This is a genomic window from Planotetraspora silvatica (assembly GCF_016863315.1).
Taxonomy (GTDB): Bacteria; Actinomycetota; Actinomycetes; order Streptosporangiales; family Streptosporangiaceae; genus Planotetraspora; species Planotetraspora silvatica.
In genome coordinates, this window is the sequence record NZ_BOOQ01000059.1 from 15,954 (window position 1) to 36,094 (window position 20,141).

The 20,141-nt window shown below is 70.8% G+C and carries 16 protein-coding genes; 10 read left to right on the plus strand and 6 right to left on the minus strand.

The features are described from left to right. The first annotated feature begins 10 nt into the window (after window positions 1-10). Window positions 11-1,852, plus strand: coding sequence for a glycosyltransferase family protein (locus Psi02_RS36710; RefSeq protein WP_203980473.1), 1,842 nt, complete (start codon window positions 11-13; stop codon window positions 1,850-1,852). Between the two features lie 14 nt (window positions 1,853-1,866). Here the strand turns inward: Psi02_RS36710 and Psi02_RS36715 are convergent, their stop codons facing one another. Beyond that, window positions 1,867-2,463 (minus strand): TetR/AcrR family transcriptional regulator, encoded by a 597-nt coding sequence (locus tag Psi02_RS36715; protein ID WP_239095471.1) that lies wholly within the window; start codon window positions 2,461-2,463, stop codon window positions 1,867-1,869. Between the two features lie 84 nt (window positions 2,464-2,547). Between Psi02_RS36715 and Psi02_RS36720 the strand changes: the two genes are divergently transcribed. After that, a complete protein-coding gene (locus Psi02_RS36720; protein ID WP_203980474.1) occupies window positions 2,548-3,252 on the plus strand; it encodes an SDR family oxidoreductase in 705 nt (234 codons plus the stop codon). Here Psi02_RS36720 and Psi02_RS36725 read toward each other — a convergent pair. Next, entirely contained in the window at window positions 3,249-4,532 is a 1,284-nt protein-coding gene (locus Psi02_RS36725) for an acyltransferase family protein (RefSeq protein WP_203980475.1), read from the minus strand. The two genes, Psi02_RS36720 and Psi02_RS36725, sit on opposite strands and share 4 nt — an antisense overlap. 131 nt (window positions 4,533-4,663) lie before the next feature. Here Psi02_RS36725 and pgfA point away from each other — a divergent pair, with 131 nt between their 5' ends. The 4 genes from pgfA to dprE2 are packed head-to-tail and all read left to right on the plus strand — an operon-like array spanning window position 4,664 to window position 8,733. Then, on the plus strand, window positions 4,664-5,623 hold the full coding sequence (gene pgfA, locus Psi02_RS36730; protein WP_203980476.1) for a cell envelope lipid trafficking protein PgfA: 960 nt from the start codon (window positions 4,664-4,666) through the stop codon (window positions 5,621-5,623). Between the two features lie 51 nt (window positions 5,624-5,674). Continuing rightward, complete coding sequence (locus tag Psi02_RS36735) at window positions 5,675-6,610, plus strand: decaprenyl-phosphate phosphoribosyltransferase (RefSeq protein WP_203980477.1); 936 nt, start codon at window positions 5,675-5,677, stop codon at window positions 6,608-6,610. 25 nt (window positions 6,611-6,635) lie between these two features. Then, a complete protein-coding gene (dprE1, locus tag Psi02_RS36740) occupies window positions 6,636-7,973 on the plus strand; it encodes a decaprenylphosphoryl-beta-D-ribose oxidase (protein ID WP_203980478.1) in 1,338 nt (445 codons plus the stop codon). Between the two features lie 10 nt (window positions 7,974-7,983). Further along, on the plus strand, window positions 7,984-8,733 hold the full coding sequence (gene dprE2 / locus Psi02_RS36745) for a decaprenylphospho-beta-D-erythro-pentofuranosid-2-ulose 2-reductase (RefSeq protein ID WP_203980479.1): 750 nt from the start codon (window positions 7,984-7,986) through the stop codon (window positions 8,731-8,733). A 34-nt stretch (window positions 8,734-8,767) separates the two neighbouring features. On the opposite strand, the gene Psi02_RS36750 is transcribed toward dprE2, so the two are convergent. The 3 genes from Psi02_RS36750 to Psi02_RS36760 form a co-directional block, all read right to left on the minus strand. Continuing rightward, window positions 8,768-9,922: a S1 family peptidase gene (locus tag Psi02_RS36750; RefSeq protein WP_203980480.1), complete on the minus strand. Its 1,155-nt coding sequence runs from the start codon at window positions 9,920-9,922 to the stop codon at window positions 8,768-8,770. A 163-nt stretch (window positions 9,923-10,085) separates the two neighbouring features. Continuing rightward, window positions 10,086-11,585 (minus strand): S1 family peptidase, encoded by a 1,500-nt coding sequence (locus Psi02_RS36755; protein WP_203980481.1) that lies wholly within the window; start codon window positions 11,583-11,585, stop codon window positions 10,086-10,088. Between the two features lie 88 nt (window positions 11,586-11,673). After that, a complete protein-coding gene (locus Psi02_RS36760; protein ID WP_203980482.1) occupies window positions 11,674-12,633 on the minus strand; it encodes a LysR family transcriptional regulator in 960 nt (319 codons plus the stop codon). Window positions 12,634-12,892: 259 nt separating this feature from the next. On the opposite strand from Psi02_RS36760, the gene Psi02_RS36765 reads away from it, so the two are divergent. From Psi02_RS36765 to Psi02_RS36780, 4 genes are all read left to right on the plus strand, one after another. After that, window positions 12,893-14,005 (plus strand): NAD(P)H-dependent flavin oxidoreductase, encoded by a 1,113-nt coding sequence (locus Psi02_RS36765; protein ID WP_203980483.1) that lies wholly within the window; start codon window positions 12,893-12,895, stop codon window positions 14,003-14,005. 120 nt (window positions 14,006-14,125) lie between these two features. Then, window positions 14,126-15,952: a hypothetical protein gene (locus tag Psi02_RS36770; protein WP_203980484.1), complete on the plus strand. Its 1,827-nt coding sequence runs from the start codon at window positions 14,126-14,128 to the stop codon at window positions 15,950-15,952. Between the two features lie 5 nt (window positions 15,953-15,957). Beyond that, window positions 15,958-17,793, plus strand: coding sequence for a glycosyltransferase family protein (locus Psi02_RS36775; protein ID WP_203980485.1), 1,836 nt, complete (start codon window positions 15,958-15,960; stop codon window positions 17,791-17,793). Between the two features lie 101 nt (window positions 17,794-17,894). Beyond that, window positions 17,895-19,109 (plus strand): damage-control phosphatase ARMT1 family protein, encoded by a 1,215-nt coding sequence (locus Psi02_RS36780; RefSeq protein ID WP_203980486.1) that lies wholly within the window; start codon window positions 17,895-17,897, stop codon window positions 19,107-19,109. Window positions 19,110-19,174: 65 nt separating this feature from the next. Here the strand turns inward: Psi02_RS36780 and Psi02_RS36785 are convergent, their stop codons facing one another. Then, window positions 19,175-19,990: a crotonase/enoyl-CoA hydratase family protein gene (locus Psi02_RS36785; RefSeq protein ID WP_203980487.1), complete on the minus strand. Its 816-nt coding sequence runs from the start codon at window positions 19,988-19,990 to the stop codon at window positions 19,175-19,177. Window positions 19,991-20,141: the final 151 nt, after the last annotated feature.

The window sequence follows — 20,141 nt, forward strand, 5'->3', positions numbered from 1 at the left end:
AGGGACGACCGTGACGGAAACCGAGATCGAGGACGCGCGTCAGCCGGGAACGATCCGGATCCGCCTCGCCGCCCCGCGGCTCAGCCCGGCGACGCTGGTGGCCCTCGCGCTGATCGTCGTGTCGCTGGCCTTCAAGGCCCACGTCCTGTCCCGGTCCTATTTCATCGAGGACGACTTCCTCTTCGTGGGAGACGCCCACGAGCACGGCCTCACCTGGGACTACCTCATGCGGGTGCACAAGGGGCACCTCATGCCGGGCGCCCTCCTGCTGGTCTGGGTGGTGTCGCGGGCGGCGGCCTATAACTGGTTCCTGGTCTGCTCGGTCATGCTGGCGCTGCAGGCCGCGGCGTCGGCCGGGATGCTGGTGCTGCTGCGCCGGCTCTTCGGCGGGCGGATCGGGATCTTGATCCCGCTGGCGGTCTACGTCTTCGCCCCGCTCACCGTGCCGGCGCTGAGCTGGTGGTCGGCGGCGCTCAACGCCGTCCCGCTGCAGGTGGCGATCGTCTTCTCACTGGCCGCCCATGTGAGGTACGTCCAGACCGGGGACATGCGCTTCGCCTGGCGGGGGCTGGCCTGGGCCGTGTTCGGCATGGCCTTCTCGACCAAGGGCGTCTTCCTGCCGTTCGTGACGTTCGCCGTCACCACGGCCTACCTCGGCCCCGGCGGCGGGTGGGTGCGGTCGATGGTGCGGGAACTGCGGGCACGCCCCCGGATCTGGCTGGCCTACGCGGGGCTCCTGGCGGCCTACGCCGTGGTCTATCTCGCGCAGCAGGGGACGGCCGGCGACGAGGGGGCGGGGGTGCCCAAGACGGACGTCACGGCCGGGCTGCTGGGATGGATGCTCGGCAAGACGTTCCCCACCGGCGTCGTCGGGGGCCCGCTCAACTGGGGAGGCCTGGCCGGGACCGGTGGGCTCGCCGATCCGTCCCCGACGATGGTCGTCACGGCGTGGCTCACGATCGCCGTCGTGGTGGCGCTCACGTGCCTCTACCGCAGGCACGCCTGGCGGGCCTGGCTGATCGCGGCGGCCTTCGTCGTCGTGGCCGACGCCGCCCCGACCGTGCTCGCACGCGGCCGGTACACCGCACTGGTGGGCACGGAGACCCGGTACGTGGCCGACGCGGCCCTCATCGTGGCGATCTGCCTCGCACTGTCCTTCCTGCCGGTCCGGGGCGAGGAGCGCGCGCTGCGCCGGCCGTACCCGGAGGTCATGCCGCTGGCGGCGGCCGTCGCGACCTTCGCCGTCGTCGGCATGTCGATCATGTCCATCACGTCATACGGCAGGACGCTCGTGGTGGGCGATCGGATTCAGACCTACCTGGACACCGCGCGTGCCTCGCTCGCGTCGGCCCCCGCGGGAGCGCAGATCTATCCTCGGCCGGTGCCGGACTACGCGGTGTTGCCGTGGAACGGCGAACGGCGGCTCACCTCGCATGTGCTCGCGCCACTCGCCGGCGAAGCGGTGCGGGCGAGCATGCGCGACCCCGGGCCGACGGACAAGCCGTACGTCATCGACGACAGCGGCAGGCTCGTGGGGGTGGCCAAGCTCTTCGGCTACTTCGACTTCCTCAAAGAGGGGTGCTATCCGCCGAAGGACGGGGCCGTCTCGTTCCCCGTCGAGTCGCAGGGCGGGCCGGAAGCGGTCGGGGCGCTCTCGTACACCAGCGAGCGACCCGTCACGGTCGAGGTGTCGCTCGGCGCCGTCTCCCGGCGCGTCGACCTGCCCGCGAGTGCTCAGAACCGGCTGGTGTACTTCCCCCATCCCGGCGTGGGGCGGGGGATGCGGGTGACCGCGCCCGACGGCCTGTGCCTGAAGGCCGTGGCGTTCGGCGCGGTCGTCCCAGGCCCCTGACGAAGCCCTGGGTTCTAGCCCGCCGGGGTCGCCTGGGAGATCACGAGTTCGACGAGTGCCCGCGCGGCAGCGGCGGGCCGTTCATCGGGACGGGAGGCCGCGACGGCGGCGGCGCCGTCGATCAGCAGTTGCAGCTGGACGCCCGCCATGGCCGGGTCGGGGTGCCCGGCGGCGCGCAGTTCCCCTTCCAGCAGCGCGCGCAGGCGGCGCTTGTGAGCGCGGATCACGTCGTGTGCCGGGTGTGCCGGGTCGGCGAGCGTGAGATCGGCGTTGACGAAGGGGCAACCGCGGTATCCGGGCGCGTCCGGGATCTTCTCGAGGACGGCGAAGAGAGACCGCAGCCGCTCGCGTGGATCGTCTCCGCCGGCGGCCAGGGCGTCGGCGTAGAGCCGCTCGGTGCGTTCGGAGGTCTTCGCGAGCACCTCTGTGACGAGGCCTTCCTTGCCGCCGAAATGCTGGTAGAGCGAGCGGCGGGCGACGTCGGCCGCGGTGAGGATGGCGTCGACGCCGACATGCATCCCCTCGCGGTAGGTCAGCTCGTCGGCCGCGCGCAGCAGCCGCTCGCGCGGGCCTTCGCTCCGGGGGGCCTTCGTGGTGTTCGTCGTGTCCACGATTTGACTATAGACCACTCGGTCTATCTATAGTGAATCGAACGATCGGTCTACTTTTTGAGAATCCACGAACGGAGAACGACCATGCAGATCGAGGGAGCAGTCGCCCTTGTCACCGGTGCGAACCGCGGAATCGGCCGGGCCTTCGCCCGGGCCCTGCTCGAGCACGGCGCGGCGAAGGTCTACGCCGGATCCAGGGACCCGGGCGCCGTGAAGGACGGCGGTCTGATCCCGGTGCGGCTCGACGTCACCGACCCGGCCCAGGTCGCGGCCGCGGCGGAGATCGCCGGTGACGTCACGATCGTGATCAACAACGCGGGCGTCGCCGGCGGCACGGGACTGCTCGACGGATCGTTCGACGGAGCGCGGCACGAGATGGAGGTCAACTACCTCGGCACCTGGGCGGTCTCCCGGGCGTTCGCCCCGGTGCTCGCCCGCAACGGAGGCGGGGCGCTGGTCAACATGCTCTCCGTCGCCTCGTGGATGGCGATGCCCGGCGCGCCCGGATACGCGGCGTCCAAGTCGGCGCAGTGGTCGCTGACCAACGCGCTGCGTCTCGGGCTGACCGAGCAGGGGACGCTGGTGGTCGCCGTGCATTCCGGCTACGTCGACACCGATCTCAGCGCGTGGACGACGGCACCGAAGATCACTCCGGAGGACGTCGCGGAGCGGACCATGCGGGCGCTGCTCGATGACCGTGAGGAGGTGCTGGCCGACGAGGTGACCCGCTCGGTCAGGGCCGCGCTGTCCGCCCCGCCGGAGGGGTACCGGCCGACGCCGATCGGCTAGGGAGCCGGCTGGAGGGCGGCCGCCTTCGCCGGATCCGGCCGGGGGGCCACGTAGCGGATCAGACGGCGTGCGGGCTCCTCGACGTACCGGTAGGTCAGGTGGGCCATCAGGAGGGTGAGCCCGGCCACCGGCACGAAGTTGAGGACCAGGTCGCCCGTCCACGTCGCCTGACCCGTGAAGTCCCGCCACAGGTAGAGCACCACGAACTGCCACAGGAAGACGCTGTAGGACACCCGGCCCAGATAGCTCATCGTGCGGCCGCCCAGCACGGACGCGCTGAGGCCGCCCCGCTCCGGCCCGAGGGCGGCGGGGGCCACGAGGCAGAACGCCACCGTCGTGTAGAGGATCTGCTCGAACAGGCCGGTCCACATCCCGTCGATGCCGACGAACCGGGCACCGGTCACCGGCGTGGCCGCGATCACGTACGCCAAGGCCGCGATCAGCCACAACGAGCCCGTGGAGGCGTGGACGGCCCGGCCGAAGCGCCGGGGCCCCTCGGCGCCGGTCCGCGCCCAGACGGAGACGACCGCGAGCATCATGCCGGGGACGAAGAACGTCCACGATCGAGGCAGCCAGATGTTCATCCAGGGCCGGTAGTCGGGGTGGAACTCGAAGACCGTGTAGACGTAGGACAGGCCGCCGAACACGGCGAGGCCGATGAGCAGCCGCCTGGCGCGGATGGCGACCGGCGCGCCGCCGCGTGTCGCGAAGGCGCGGAGGGCGGCGGCCATGATCGGCAGGGTGAGGTAGAACGCGACCTCGACCGACAGGCTCCACATCTGGCCGAGGCCCTGTGGTCCCAGTCCGTACCACCAGTGGTCGATGTCGTAGTTGTGCAGCAGGAACAACATCTCGGTCCACGTCCACAGGTCGCCGCGGTGGCCGTCCGCCCACAACAGCAGGGCGACGACGACGACCAGCCAGTACGCCGGCATGATCCGGAACAGGCGCTTCCAGAGGTAGATCCTGGTGTCGGGCTCGGGGGAGTCCTCCAGCACCACCCGCACCCACGGCCGGTACAGCAGCAGGCCGGACAGGGTGAAGAAGATCGGCACTCCCACCTCGCCGCGGGAGAGTATGCCGCCGAGGAAACCCTCACGGAGGGCGGTTCCGGTCTCGATCGACACGTGGAAGAGGAGCACTCCGAACGCGGCGATGGCGCGCAGTCCGTCGAGGGAGGCCTGGCGCCCGCCGGTGGCCGGCAGGTCGGGGGAGACGGGGCGGGGGTTCTCCGCTCGCGGGGAACTCGCCGACATCTCGCTAGAACCTGTTTCGGTCACTTTTCCGCATCCCTGGTGACGTGGGTCACGTGCGCGACTAACATAACGCGGAATAGAAACATGTTTCAGTACAAAACCTCACAATTTCAAAGTCTCTCACCCCCCTTTGCGGGATGCCCCAGGAGGAGCGAATGCGCCGCGCCACCGGAGTTGTTCTGCTAGCCGTCGGGGCGTTCCTTGTCGTTCTGGCTCCGCTGTTGAGATTCCAGGTGGCGGGCAAGCTCATCGAGGCTCCGTCCGACCAGTACTCCGTCTCGAAGCTCTCCGCGGACAACGCCCAGTACTTCAGCCAGCAGGACCTGAAGGTCCTCACCGGCACCCTCGACATCACCGTCACGACTCGGGGCGACGTGGCGGAGTCCAAGGACGACCATGTCGTCTGGGATCAGTTCACCGCCGTCAACGACGTGACCAACAGCAGGCCGTCGATCTCGCTGTCGGAGTTCCGCAGCGCGTTCAACAAGTACAACGGCGCCGGGGTCAACTGCTGCGGCGTGAGCGTGGACAAGCAGCCGGTCCAGCTGGACGGCCAGATCTTCCTGTTCCCCTTCGGCGTGGAGAAGAAGACCTACAAGGTGTTCGACACCTCCACCCGCAAGGCCTGGGACGCGGCGTTCGTCGGTGAGGACACCGTCCAGGGGCTCAAGGTCTACAAGTTCCAGCAGAAGATCCCGCCCACGGTCACCCAGACGCTCACCGCGCCCGCGTCGGTGCTGGGCATGACCGACCCGGGCGACGTCCAGGTCAACCGCGTCTACGACGGCGTCGTGACGTTCTGGGTGGAGCCCACGACGGGCGCGCCGGTCAAGCAGGAGCAGCAGCGTCACGAGGTGCTCAAGACGGCCGACGGGGTCGAGCGGATGCCCGCCCTGATCGCCACCGCGCAGTTCACGCCGCAGACCATCGGTGAACTGGTCAAGACGGCCAGAGACAGCATGGACCAGATCACGCTCATCAAGACGACCGCGCCGTTGCTGTCGCTCGTCATCGGGCTCATCCTCGCCGTGGCGGGATTCGTGCTCCTGCGCGCTCCCTCCGCCGCGGCCTCCAAGGACAAGCCGGCGACGGCGTCCGCTGCCGACGCGGAGTGAGACACGGACGCGCGGACTGAGACGGGCCGTGACCCGAGCGGGACGGCAGCGATGAGCAGCACGGAAGGCCCGGCACTCCGCTCGCCGGTGGACGACGTGCCACCGGCGAGCGGACCCGCCACCCACTCGGTGGCGGCCGCGCTGTTCCATGCCTGCCGTCCCCGCCAGTGGCTCAAGAACGCGCTCGTCTTCGCCGCCCCGGCGGCCGCGGGGGTGCTCACGACGGGCGCGGGGCTGCGCGGCTCACTCGTCGCCTTCGCCGCGTTCTGCGTGACGGCGAGCGGCACGTACATGTTCAACGACGCCGCCGACGCGGACGCCGACCGGCGTCACCCGCGTAAGCGGCTGCGGCCGATCGCCTCCGGCGCCGTGTCCGTACGGCTCGCGCGCGTCACCGGCACGGTCCTGATCGCCCTCGGTCTCCTGGCCGGCTGGGCCGGCGGCTGGCAACTCGCCGCCGTGGTGGCCGCCTACATCGCGCTGACGTTCTCCTACACGCTCTGGCTCAAGCGGCAGCCGGTGGTCGACCTGGTCGCCGTCGCCGGCTGTCACGTGCTCCGGGCCTACGCGGGCGCGGTCGCGGTGGCCGTTCCGGTGACGAGCTGGTTCCTCGTCGTCATCTCCCTGGGGTCGCTCCTGCTCGTGGCGGGCAAGAGAGAGGCCGAGCTGCGCGCCCAGGGCGGGAACGGCACCCGGGCGACCCTGGTGACGTACACGGTCGCCTACCTGGGGCACGTCCGGGTCATGGCATCGGGCGCGATGATCGTCACCTACTGCCTGTGGGCCTTGCAGGAGCACGAGGGCGCCGCCCGTGCGCCCTATGCCGTGAGCATCGTCCCGTTCGTCCTCGTCGTGCTGCGGCACGCCCTGCTCGTGGACCGCGGGGTGGGTGAGGAACCGGAGGAGCTGGCCCTGCGGGACCGTCCGCTGCAGGTCTTCATCGGGCTGTTGCTGGTGCCGCTGGCCGTCGGCGTGTATTTGACGTGACCATCCTGCGGTGAACACTCCTGACATGACACTCCTGACGGGGTGGGGGCGCACGGCTCCCACACCCGCCCGCCTGTCGCGCCCCCGGTCGGTGGAGGAGGCCGCGGCGCTCCTGCGTGCGGCGACCGGACGCGGGGCCGTCGCCCGCGGGCTCGGCCGGTCGTACGGCGACGCCGCCCAGAACTCGGGAGGGGTGGTGCTCGACTGCACGGCCCTCACCTCGTCGTGGGCCCACGACCCCGCGACCGGGCTGGTGACGGCGTCCGCGGGCATGAGCCTGCACGACCTGATGACGGAACTCCTCCCGCGCGGCTGGTTCGTGCCGGTGACGCCGGGCACGCGCCACGTCACCGTAGGCGGAGCCGTCGCGGCCGACGTCCACGGCAAGAACCACCACGTGGACTCCTCATTCGGCGCCCACGTGCGCTCGCTCACCCTCCTCACCGCTGACGGGACGCTGCGGGCGCTGACCCCGGACGACGAGCTGTTCTGGGCCACGGTCGGCGGCATGGGGCTGACCGGAGTCGTCGTCGAGGCGACGTTCGCATGCGTGCCCGTGGAGACCTCACGCATGTGGGTCGACGTCGAGCGCACCCGCGACCTCGACGAGACGCTCGAGGTGATGACCGCGACCGACGACCGGTACCGCTACACGGTCGCCTGGATCGACCTGCTCGCCCGCGGCGGACGCATGGGCCGCAGTGTGCTCACGCGGGGCGACCACGCTCGCAGGGACGAACTCCCCGTTCGCATGCGGCGCGACCCGCTCGCGTTCGCGCCGCGGCCCCGGCTCGCCGCGCCGCCGTGGGTGCCGGGCGGCCTGCTCAACCGGGCGACGGTGGGCGCGTTCAACGCCACCTGGTACGGCAAGGCGCCCGCCGCCAGGCGCGGGCTCGTCCAGGGGATCGCGCCGTTCTTCCACCCGCTGGACGGGGTCGCGCACTGGAACCGCATGTACGGCTCCCGCGGATTCGTCCAGTACCAGTTCGTCGTGCCGTTCGGAGCCGAGGAAACGCTGCGCCGTGTGGTGGAGCGCCTCTCGAACGCGGGCGTGGTGTCCTTCCTGACCGTGCTCAAGAGGTTCGGGCGGGGGACGCCGGGGATGTTGTCCTTTCCCATGCCTGGCTGGACGCTGGCTCTCGACATCCCGGTGGGACAGCGCGGCCTGGCCGAGATGCTCACCGTGTTCGACGAGTGGGTGGCCGCCGCCGGGGGCAGGCTGTACCTGGCCAAGGACTCCCGGATGCCGGCGTCCATGATGGCCGGGACCTATCCCCGCCTGGACGAGTGGCGGGCGATCCGTGACCGGGCCGACCCGGAGGGCGTGTTCCGCTCCGACCTCGCGAGAAGGTTGTGCCTTTGAGGGGGAGACCATGAAGAACGCCCTGGGTTCCGTGGACACCGTCCTGCTTCTCGGCGGACGCAGCGAGATCGGCCTCGCGATCGTCGAGCGCCTGGTCAGAGCTGGTGCGCGCCGCGTCATGCTGGCCGCGCGCGGCGGCACCGCTCCGGTGGATCGGCTGCGCAAGCTGGGCGCCGAGGTTCACCTGGCCGACTTCGACGCCGCGCGTCCCGAGACGCACGCCGCGCTGATCGAGGACGCCGCCACGCGACTGGGGGACCTCGACGTCGTGATCCCCGCCTTCGGCGTGCTCGGCCGCCAGGCGGTTTACGACGCCGACCCCGTGGCGGCGGCGCGGGACGTCGCGGTCAACTTCGGCGGGCACGTCTCGATCGGCCTCGCCGCCGCACGGCGGCTACGAGAGCAGGGGCACGGAACGCTCGTGGTCTTGTCGTCCGTCGCCGGCGTGCGCGTCCGCAAGGCCAACTTCGTGTACGGCTCGGCCAAGGCCGGACTGGACGGTTTCGCCCAGGGCCTCGCCGACTCGCTCCACGGATCCGGCGCCCGGGTGGTCGTCGTCCGGCCCGGGTTCGTCATCGGGCGCATGACCGAGGGCATGAGTCCGGCTCCGATGTCCGTGACGGTGGACACCGTGGCGGACGCGGTGATCGACGGGCTCAGGTCCGGCCGGCGGACGGTGTGGGTGCCCGCGAGGCTGCGGCCGGTGTTCGCGGTCATGCGCGTGCTGCCTCAGGCGGTGTGGCGGCGCCTGCCGCGCTGACCAGCCGTGCCGACGACCATGCGGGTCGATGCGGCTAGCCGGTCACGAGGGTCAGGCCGTAGGCGGAGAGGATCTCGTTGACGGGCTGGAAGTAGGTCGTGCCGCCGGACGCGCAGTCGCCGGAGCCGCCGGAGGTGACGCCCTGGGCCTGGCTGCCGGAGATGAAGGAGCCGCCGGAGTCGCCGGGCTCGGCGCAGACGTTGGTGCGGGTGACGCCGGAGACGGTGCCCTGGGAGTAGGTCACGCTGGCGTCGCGCTGCTCGATGGTGCCGCAGTGCCAGCCGGTGGTGGAGCCGGAACGGCACACGGAGGCGCCTTGGATGGAGGCTGCGGACCCTTTGACGATGATGTCGCCGCCGCCGTTGCCGACCCATGGCCGTGGCGTCCAGTCGCCGTTGACGGCGACCCAGGAGTAGTCGTCGCCCGGGAACGACGAGCCCTGGAAGGTGCCCTGGGCCACCTGGTTGTAGCCGGTCGTCGAGCTCCCCGCGTCGGCGCAGTGACCGGCGCTCACGAAGCCGTTGGTGCCGCCGCGGACCACGGAGAAGCCGACCGAGCAGCGCGCCGAGCCGCCGATGTAGTAGGCGTCGCCCCCGCGCAGGTCCAGGTAGGTCCTCGGCCGTTCGTCCGACCGTTCCACGTGGACGAGTGACGTGTCGGCGCCGCTTCTGGCGACGAAGGCGTCGGCCTCCGAGGGCTCGGAGGACAGGACGACGACCTGGTTGTTCCGGACGTCGACGTACCAGACGGGAGTGCTCCCGGGAGCGGTCGAGGAGTGCCGGTCCAGAGCCTCCTTGGACGCGGTCAGTTCGGCGAGGCTGTGGCGGACCACTTCGGCCCGCGCGCCTGACGCGGTGATGGTCTCGCTCTGTGAGGCGTTCGTCGTGGCCACGACGAACGTCTCGGACGCGGGCCCGGTGACCCACGCGCCCGCGTAGCTGTCGCCGAGCCTGCCCCGCAGGACCACCTCGGACGCGCTCGCGCGCGACTCGTTGAGCAGCCGGGTTCTGGCCTGCTCCGCGCTGAGGCCGAGGTCGTGCTGGATCGCGTCGAGCATCGCCTGGGAGGGCTGGGCGTCCGCCGTCTCCGGCGCGGGGTCCGCGACGGCGGGTGCGGTGATCAGGACGCTGATGACCAGGACACCGATCGCCAGGCCGGATCCCCTGGTGGTTGTGCGACCGCGGAGCATGGGCTCTCCTCGTGGAGGTCTGTCGGGTACGGGGGAGCCGGTGCCGAATCTACCTGTCGGTGACCTCCGGGACACGGAGGCGCCGCCGTACACATGTACGGCGGCGCCTGTCGTGCGGCGGTCGTCCCCGCCAGGCTGTCACGGCCTGGCGTTACGGCTGCTGTTACGGCCGGGTGACACCCAGGGAGTAGGTGCCGGAGCCGCTGTAGGCGTGGACGCGGTAGCGGTACTGGCCGGCGGTGCCGGTGTAGGTGAGGGTCTCGTCAGGGCCCGACGAGGTGCCCTGGGCGACGTTGACCCATGCGGTGCCGCTCCACTTCTGCAGGTAGAGGTCGAAGTCGACGCCGTTGGGACCGTCGAGGCAGCCGCGGTGGGTCCCGGTCACGGTCGTCGTGTAGTAGGAGTTGTTCGGCTGGTAGGCGCTCGCGCCGCTGGTCAGGCTGCCGGTGTAGGTCGACTGGTAGCCGGAGCAAACGGCGGGGGGCGGGTTGCCGCCGCCGGACGTCACGAGGGTCAGGCCGTACGTCGAGAGGATCTCGTTGACGGGCTGGAAGTAGGTCGTGCCGCCGGAGGTGCAGTTGCCCGAACCGCCGGAGGTGACGCCCTGGGCCTGGCTGCCGGAGATGAAGGAGCCGCCGGAGTCGCCGGGCTCGGCGCAGACGTTGGTGCGGGTGACGCCGGAGACGGTGCCCTGGGAGTAGGTCACGCTGGTGTTGAGCTGCTGGACGGTGCCGCAGTGCCAGCCGGTGGTGGAGCCGGAGCGGCAGATGGAGGCGCCCACGACGGCGACGGTGGAGCCGCTGACCGTGATGTTGCCGCCGCTGCCGTTGTTGACGTAGGGGACGGATGTCCAATTGCTGTTGACGGCGACCCAGGAGTAGTCGTTGCCCGGGAAGGACGAGCCCTGGAAGGTGCCCTGGGCGACCTGGTTGAAGCCGGTCGTGGTGTTCCCCGCGCGGCCGCAGTGACCGGCGCTCACGAAACCGTTGGTGGTGCCGCGGGTGATGGCGAAGCCGACGGAGCAGCGGGAGGAGCTGTTGATGTAGTACGCGTCGCCGCCGCGCACGTTGTAGTACGTGCGGGGCTGCTCGTTGGACATCTCGATCCGGACGAGCGACTTGTCCACGCCGCTGGCGGCGACGAAGGCGTCGGCCTGCGCGGGCTGGGAGGACAGGACGACGACGCGGTTGCTCCGGACGTCGACGTACCAGACGGGCGCGGTCCTGGGCGCACTGGCGGCGTGCCGGTCCAGGGTCTCCTTGGCGGCGTTGAGCGCGTCGAGGCTGTGGTCGACCGTCCTGACCTGGGCGCCCGACGCGGTGATGGCCGCGGCGCTGGAGGCGTCCGTCGTGGCGACCACGAGCGTCGAGGCGGTGTCTCCCGCCAGCCACGAGCCGGCGAACGTGTCCTTGAGATCCTTGCGGATCCGGGGCTCGACCGCACCGGCGTGGGCCTCGTTGAGCAGTCGCGACTCGGCCTGCTCGGAGCTGAGGTTGAGGTCGCGCTTCATGGCGTCGAGCATGCCGGGCGGCGGTTTGACGGCGGAAGCGGAGATTGCGGGGGCGGCGCCAGGGGCAGGTGCGGCGGCCGCGGGTGACGCCATCGCGGTGATGGCGCCGATGACCAGAGCGCATCCGGCGATGACCGTGCGTCTGTGGAGCATTGGCTCTCCTTGGGTGGTTGGGGGGGTGCCGCCAAGGTAACCGAGCCCATGCCGTGTGTGGATCTATCAGATGACCCCTACCGCCGAATTATGGAATGGCCCTGAACTGCGGATGGGCGACGAGCCAGTCGGCGTATCGGTGGCTTCGCCGTACGGTGTCGGCGTGCGCGGCCCGCGCGTGGTGGACGACGGACGACGACACTCGCGCCGCGATGGAGTCGTCGTGCCAGCCGAGCAGGTGACGCCAGCGCAACGGTGTACCGACCAGCGGCATCATCACGAGACCTGCCGTCAGCTGGAAGGTCGCCTGGCACAGTGCGACGGCCTTTCCCACGCCCACCAGGTGCAGGCAGGTGGCGACGTCGGTCTCGTAGATGGACAGGGGGACGAAGCCCGCCCGGGCGCAGGCGCCGGCGAAGCAGTCGGCGAAGCACCCGTCGCCCGGCGCGACCGCCCAGCTCTCGCCGGCGAGCCGGGACAACTCCAGCTCCTTTTCTTCCGCGAGCGGATGGTCTTCGGGCAGGAGGACGAAGACGGGATCGGCGGCCACCGTGCTCCAGCTCATCGCCTCGGCTTGCGGCGGCGGGCTGTCGCCGCAGGTCCCGACCAGTGCGAAGTCGAGCCTGCCCGAGCTCACGAGCGAGGTCAGCTCCTGCGCCGACCATGACGTGCGGGTGGTCACGGGGGTGGCGGGATGGGCGGTGGTGAGACGCTCGACGAGCCCGCCGAGTATCGGCCCGTGGGTGGCCCCGATGCGATATCCGGGGATGTCCTCGGACTTGTTGGCGAACCGCACCGCGTCCTCCTGGAGCTCGCGGACGGCGGGCAGCAGGACCCGCGCACGCGACAACACCATCTCGCCGAGCGGTGTCGGTCTGGCGCCGTTGCGGTCACGCTCGAACAGGGGACCTCCGAGGGTGCGCTCGATCCGTTTGAGTTGCGCGGTCAGGGACGGCTGGGCCAGTCCGAGCCGCGTGGCGGCCTTGGTGACGCTGCCGGACTCGGCGACCGCTCGCACGATCTTGAGGTGGCGCAGCTCCAGATCCATACCGGGAAACTACGACCCCGGTGGTATGGCCGCAATCCCGTTATGTCACGAAATCTGACTCATATTCGTCGAGGATTTACCCATTGTGCCGGGGCGATTGTGCGTCGAGATGGACCGCAGGTCCGGGGCATTGTTTGAAACGTGTTCCTGTTGTCTGATCATCGTGCTCTCGTCCCGTGGTTACCGGGTGGTAGGACCCCGAAAATCATAGTTGTAGAACACGTTGCAGTTTCGTGGCGTCCGGTCGTACAGTCGAGACATGCGGACCCGCGTCACCGACATGTTCGGCATCGAGTTACCGATCTTCGCTTTCAGTCATTGCCGGGATGTCGTCGCCGCGGTCAGCCGCGCCGGCGGCATGGGAGTCCTCGGCGCCCTCGCCTACACGCCGGAAGAGCTCGAGGTGGAGCTCGCCTGGATCGACGAGCACGTCGGCGGCCGGCCGTACGGCGTGGACGTGGTCATGCCGGCCTCCTATGCCGGAGCCGACCTCGGCCTCGACTCTCCGGCCGACCTGGTCGCCCGATTGCAGGGAATGATCACTCCGGAACACCGGGCCTTCGTCGAGGACCTGCTCGCCAAGCACGACGTGCCGGCCCTGACGGGGGCCGACCCCGGGAAGGTGCTGCTCGGCTGGACGGACGCGACCGCGCGGCCGCAGGTCGAGGTGGCCCTGAAACACCCCATCGCGCTGCTGGCCAACGCCCTGGGCCCGCCGCCGGCCGACGTGGTCGAACTCGCGCACGCGAAGGGCGTCAAGGTGGCCGCGCTCGCCTCCACTCCGCGTCACGCGATGAAGCAGGTCGAGGTGGGCGTCGACGTCGTCGTGGCGCAGGGCACCGAGGCGGGCGGGCACACCGGGGAGATCTCCTCGATGGTGCTGATCCCCCAGGTCGTCGACGCGGTCGACGTGCCCGTTCTGGCCGCGGGCGGCATCGGCGGCGGCCGCCAGATGGCCGCCGGGATGGCGCTCGGGGCAGAAGGCGTGTGGACCGGGTCCATCTGGCTCACCGTCGAGGAGGCGGACACCCCGGAGATGGCCAAGCGGCGCATCCTGGAGGCCACCTCGCGTGACACGGTCCGGTCGCGGAGCTGGACCGGAAAGCCCGCCCGGCTGCTCAAGAACGAGTGGACCGACGCCTGGGAGTCCGCCGAGTCGCCGGGGACGCTGCCGATGCCGCTGCAGTACATGCTGGTGTCGCCCGCGCTGCGCCGGATCGGCAACTCCACCGCGGCCGAGCTCGCCACCTTCCCCGCGGGGCAGATCATCGGCTCGATGAACCAGGTCAAGCCGGCCAGGCAGGTCGTCTTCGAGATGGTCGAGGAGTACATCGAGGCGATGGAGCGACTCGACCGCATGACGACGGACTGAGGGTTCCGGCTCCCCCTGAGTCGTGCGAGGCCAAACGTTATCCTCGTGTGCTCGCCCGCGAGCGCCGAAGTCGACTAAATCGTCTTTGGACGATTATTCGGTGAAACGGGCGGGAGACACGTGGCGACCTCGAAGCAGGCCGCGAGCGGGGGAGAAGTCGTCGTGGAGCTCGCGCTCCCCTCCTGGATGGGCGCGGGCTTCCTCCGGCGTCACGGGCTGAGCATCGTCGCGCTCACGCTCGTCGCGATCCAGCTGGTGTGGAAGGGCGTGCTGCTCGGCCGGAGCTACTTCTGGGGCGACGACTACGCCTACATCGTCCGGGCGATGGAGCACCCCTTCGGGTGGGACTACCTCACGTCGATGTACGGCCCGAAGCTGCTTCCCGTCGGGTTCGCCGTCGTCTGGGCCGTCTCCCGCGCCGACGTGTACAACTGGGTCCTCGCCGCGTCGGTGCTGCTCGTCCTGCAGGTCGCCGCGTCGTTCGCGGTCTACCGGCTGCTCCGGGTCCTGTTCGGACCGCGTCGCGCGATCCTGGTCCCGTTCGGGCTGTACCTCTTCACGCCGCTCACGGTGCCCGCGCTGCTGTGGTGGGCGGCCGGGCTCGAGGCCGTGCCGCTCCAACTCGCCCTCGCGCTCGCGCTCACCTCGCACGTCCTCTACCTGCGCAGCGGGCGCACACGTCACGTCGTGGCCGCCGCCTGCTGGTTCCTCGTGGCCCTCGGCTCGTTCTTCCTCAAGGCCGCCGGCGCCTTCCCCCTGCTGGCCTTCATGGTGACGGCGGGATACTTCGGCGGCGTGCGGACGGCACTGGTCCGCCACCTGCGGGTCTGGCTGGTCTACGCCGTGGTCCTCGCGGCCTGCGCCGTCCTCTTCGTGCTCGGCCTCGACACGTCGGATCAGCCCGTCGGGCTTCCCTCCTTCGCGGACACCGCCGCCTTCGCCGGGACGCTGCTGGGCAAGGTCTTCCCCGCACTCGCCCTGGGCGGCCCGATCGACTGGTTCGGCGGCTGGGCCGTCCCCCCTGATCTGCTGCTGCTGTCGTCCTGGCTGGCCTTCGCCGCGCTGCTCGTGGTGACCCTGCGGTGCCGAAGGTCCGCAGGGTGGGCGTGGGCGGGGCTGATCGTCTACCTGGTCGCCGTCGACTTCGTGCCGGTCGTGCTGGGGCGCGGGCAGTACGCCTCACAGGCCCTCGAACCGCGTTATCTCGCCGACGCCGCGCTCGCGCTCGCGTTGTGTCTCGCCCTCGCCACGCTTCCGGTCCAGGGCGAGCGGGAGCCGTACAGGAGGGTGTTCCCCGCGGGCAGGGCCGCGGCCGCCGGCGGCGTGTTCGCGGGCGCCTGCCTGCTCCTGTCGTTCGTCTCCGTCGAGCGCTACACGACGGGCTTCGAGGCGAGGGCGGATCGTGACCGGAACTACCTGGCGACGGCCGAGCGGACTCTCGCGACCCTCCCCCCGGGCACTCAGCTGTATCCGCAGGCGCTGCCCGACGACGTGGTGTTCTACGGATTCGGGGAGGCCAACCTCAGCTCGCACGTGCTCGGCCCGCTCGCGCCGCCCGCCGTCCGCGCGATGATGCGCGACCCGCAGCCGTCGGCCGACCCCAAGGTGCTGGACCGCGACGGGAACCTGACCGCGTTGAAGCCCTACGCCGGCCAGGTGCGGCCGAGCGGCGGCGAATGCTTCCCGCGGATGGGCAGCACCCTCACGCTCCCGATCGCCACCAAGGGCGACTACGCCCTCGCCGGTTTCTCCTACCTCCGCGCGGCAGGCGGACCGGCGACCGTTCTCGTGGGCACGACGAGGGTCGCGGTGACCCTTCCGCCCGGCGCCCACAGCATGTACTTCATGACGCGCGCGAAGGACACCGAGATGCGCATCACCACGACGCAGGACCTCTGCGTCACGAGTGGGGTCGTCGGCGTCGCCGTGCCGGCCACGGAGGGCTGAGGGCGGTGTCGCCGACAATCACGCCGCCGACGTGGCGGCGCGGGAAGAAGGTCGCGGGCGCGGCCTGGGCGATGATCGCCCTGTCCGTCGTCTGCCAGGTGGTCGCGTTGCGGGCCACCTGGTACAGCGTCGACGACTTCCGCTTCGTCGCGCTCGCCACGGAGGGACCGCCCGGCTGGTCCTACCTGACCCAGCCGGTGTACGGCCAGCTCATGCCGGGGGGCCTGTTCCTGACGTGGATCCTCACCTGGGCGGCCGGATACAACTGGGTCCTGACCTGGTCCGTCGTGCTCCTCATGCAGGTCGGCGCTTATGTCTACGTCCTGCGCACATTGCGCCTGCTGTTCGGTGACAGGCCGGCCATCCTGGTGCCGCTGGCGTTCTACCTGTTCTCGCCGCTGACGGTGCCCGCGGTCGCCTGGTACTCGGCGGCCATGCTCAGCGTCACCCTCCAGCTCGCCGTGGCGGGCGCGCTGTACGCCCACGTCCGTCACCTGCGCGAGGGGACGCTCAAGTCGGGCCTGCGGACCGTGGCCTGGACGGCATTCGGCCTGCTCTTCTTCATCAAGGCGGCCGTCATCCCGCTGCTGCTCGTCGTGGTGACGTTGTTCGCGGCGCCTCTTGTGGTCCCCGGGGTCCGCGGTCTCCGTGACGCGCTCCGGCTGCTCCTGCGGCAGCGCATCCTGCTCGTCCTGCACGGACTCCTGCTCGCGGGGTACGGCGCGTGCTACCTCGTCACGGGTGCCACGGCCAGCTCGTACGTGCCGGTGGGCGTCGAGCGCGGCATCGGGCTGCTGCCGTACATCGGGCGGGTGATCGGCGAGACGTTCCTCACCGGGGCGGTCGGCGGCCCCGCCGGCTGGCAGCCGGGCGCGGGCCACTTCGCGAACGCCGCGCCGCCCGCACTGCTCCTCGGCTTCGCCTGGCTGGTGTGGGCGCTGGCGGTCGTGGCGAGCCTGATCTTCCGCCGGGGCGCGTGGCGGGCCTGGCTCGTCCTGCTCACCTGGCTGCTGGTCGCCGACGCGCTGTTCACCTGGCTGGGCCGTGCCACCGCGTGGTCCGGATGGGAGCTGCGGTACGTCGCGGACGCGGCCCCCGTGCTCGCCGTGTGTCTCGCCCTCGCGTTCCTGCCCGTACGAGACCTTCCCGGGAACGGGAACAGGACCTATCTGATCAAGCCGCCGTCCGGGCCCGCCGTCAAGGCGACGGCCGGCGTGCTCGCGGGGGCGATGGCCGCCCTGTCGATCCTGTCGGCCAGCTCGTTCGGCAAGCTGATCGACACTACGGAACAGCGGGCCTACATCGGCAACGCGGCCCGTGCCCTCGCCGCCGCGCCCGCCGGCACGGCCATCTACCCGACCGACGTGCCGATGGAGATGCCGATCCCGGCGACCGGCCTCACCGACCTCACCTCCCGTGTGCTCGCGCCCGTGGCCCCGCGATGGGCCGTCGACAGCATGCGCGCCCCCGAGCCGGCCACGGAGCCCCGTGTCTTCGACGACAAGGGCGATCTGGTCAAGATGACGATCAAGGGGGGTGGTCTGCTCGGTCCTCCCGCGGGCCTGCCGTGTTTCCCCACGATCGGCGGCGTGGTCGACCTGCCGCTGAGCACGGACGGCGGGCCGCTGACGGTCGCGGGCCTGGGGTATGCGGCCTTCGTCGACACCACGGCGAGCGCGACGGTGGACGGGCGGCGGCTGACCCTGCCGTTGAAGCGGGGAGACGGCGTCGTGTACTTCCCCGTGCGCTCCGCCGTCCGCTCACTGTCGCTCACGGTGAGTGGGGGAACCTGCGTGAAGGCCATCGCCGTGGGAGAACCGGCCCCCGTGGAGCCGTCGTGATCTCCTCTTCCCATCCCTGGTGAGGGCGGTGCCGTGCCCGCGGCTCCCGTTCTGATGGAATGCAGGCGGACCGTTGGGCGCCGGACTGGGGAGCTGTAGAGATGGACGACAGGACACCGGCGCCGTCCGGTGACGCGGCGCGGAACCGGCAGGGGGCGGCCGTGAGCGCGCCGCCGATCCTGGGCAACGTCCCCGGGGCGTACGCGCTCGGCGTCTTCCGCGACCGGCATCCGGCGCTCGTCCGGCAGGTCAGGGATGCCCTGCCGTACTCGCCGGACCGGCTCGAGGCGCTCGACCGGCTGCTCGAGGAGGCCATCGCCGACAAGATGCAACCCCTCGACGCCTCGGCCCACGACTTCGCGGCCTGGCTGACGTGGGGGCGCGACTACCTTCGCGGGCGGTGGACGGACGCGCCGTTCCTCTGGGCGGAGAGTTTCTTCTACCGCAGACTGCTCGAGGCCACGGGTTACTTCGCGGAGGGACCGTGGCGGGGCGTCGACCCCTTCGAGCCCTTCAAGCAGGCCGAGCTCACGGGGTCGATCGTCGACGAGGAACTCGCGAGCCTGGACCGGGTCGCCGCGCTGCCCCAGCGGGAGAAGGAGACGGCGCTGCTGCTGGCGTCCCTGTGGGGGAACCGCGCCGACCTCACCTTCCAGATCACCGGGGAGCTCGGAGAGGACACGGCGGCCGACCTCGTCGTGGACGACGGCGAGTTGTTGTGGTCGCTGGTCCACGACGGTCCTCCCGGCACGATCTGCGTCGTCGCGGACAACGCCGGCCGCGAACTGCTGCCCGACCTGGCCCTGATCGACCACCTTCTCGCCCGGAGACTGGCCACCGAGGTCGTCCTGCACGTCAAGCCGCAGCCGTACTTCGTTTCCGACGCCACGCCCGCGGACGTCCTCGCCGGCCTGCGGCGCCTGTCCGGGGCGCCGGGCGAGGCGGGCAAGGCCGGGGTGCGTCTCCGGCAGGCCCTGAGGTCGGGGCGTCTCGTTCTGCGCACCCACCCCTTCGCGTGCGCTCCGCTGCCCTACAGCGACATGCCGGACAGCCTGCGGGACGACTTCGCCGCGGCGTCGCTGACCATCACCAAGGGCGACCTCAACTACCGCAGGCTGGTCGGCGACAGGATGTGGCCGTCGGACATCCCGTTCGCCGAGGTCACCGCGTACTTCCCCGGACCGGTGGTCGCGCTGCGCACCCTCAAGTCCGACGTCCTCGTGGGCGTCGCCGAGGAGGTGTCGGCCGGCCTGGACGCGACGGGAGAGCGCTGGCGCACGACGGGCACGCGGGCGCTGATCCAGGGCAGGGCGTGACGCCCTACTCGCCGCAGCCCGCGGATCGGGGGTAGGGCGGCGGACCCGGTGCGGGCCGTGCCGCTCTACTCGCCGCGGTAGACGGCGGGGCGCTTCTCGCGGAACGCCAGCGATCCCTCCTTGGCGTCCTGCGAGCCGATGACCGGCCAGCCGATGGTGTCCGACACCTTGAGCGCCTCCCCCTCCGCCATGCCGAGGGTCTCGCGGTAGGTCCGGAGGATCGCCTGCACGGCGAGCGGGCCGCAGGCCGCGACCTGGTCGGCCGTCTCGCGGGCGGCCGCCAGCGCCCGGCCGTCCGGCACGACCCGGTTGACCAGCCCCATCGACAGCGCCTCCTGCGCGCTGATGGCCCGTCCGGTCAGCAGGACGTCCATCGCGAACGCGTAGGGGATCTGGCGCGGCAGCCGTACGGCGCTGCCTCCCATCGGGAACAGCGCCCGCCGGGCCTCGAACAGGCCGAGGGTCGCCGACTCGGACACGATCCGCAGGTCCGTGCCGACGAGCAACTCCGTGCCGCCCGCCACCGCGTAGCCCTCCACCGCGCAGATGATCGGCTTGGTGGGCAGGGCGCCGCTGTCGCGCAGCAGGCCCTTCCAGTGGACGTCGGGGATCTCCTGGGCGCGCTGGAGGACCCGCGGGTCACCGGACGGCGTGCCCATGGCCTTGAGGTCGGCTCCCGCGCAGAACGTCCCGTTCGCGCCCGTCAGGATGCCCACGCGCACGTCCGGTTCGGCGGAGATGTAGGCCCACGCGTCGGCGAGCCCGACCAGCATGTCCATGGAGAGGGCGTTCCTGGCCTCCGGGCGGTCCATCGTGACGACGACGACGTGGCCGTCGCGCTCGACGCGGCAGTGCGGCGTACTGATTGACAGGAGCTCCATGGAGACTCTCCAAAATTGATCAAGCGATTGCTCGGCAGGGTCGGGCCGGGTTAGTCTGCGGACTACGAACTAGAACAGATTCTTGTTCGTAACCCCCCAGTAATGCCAGGGCTTGTCGATAGAACGAGAACGTGCTTCACTGCGGCGATCC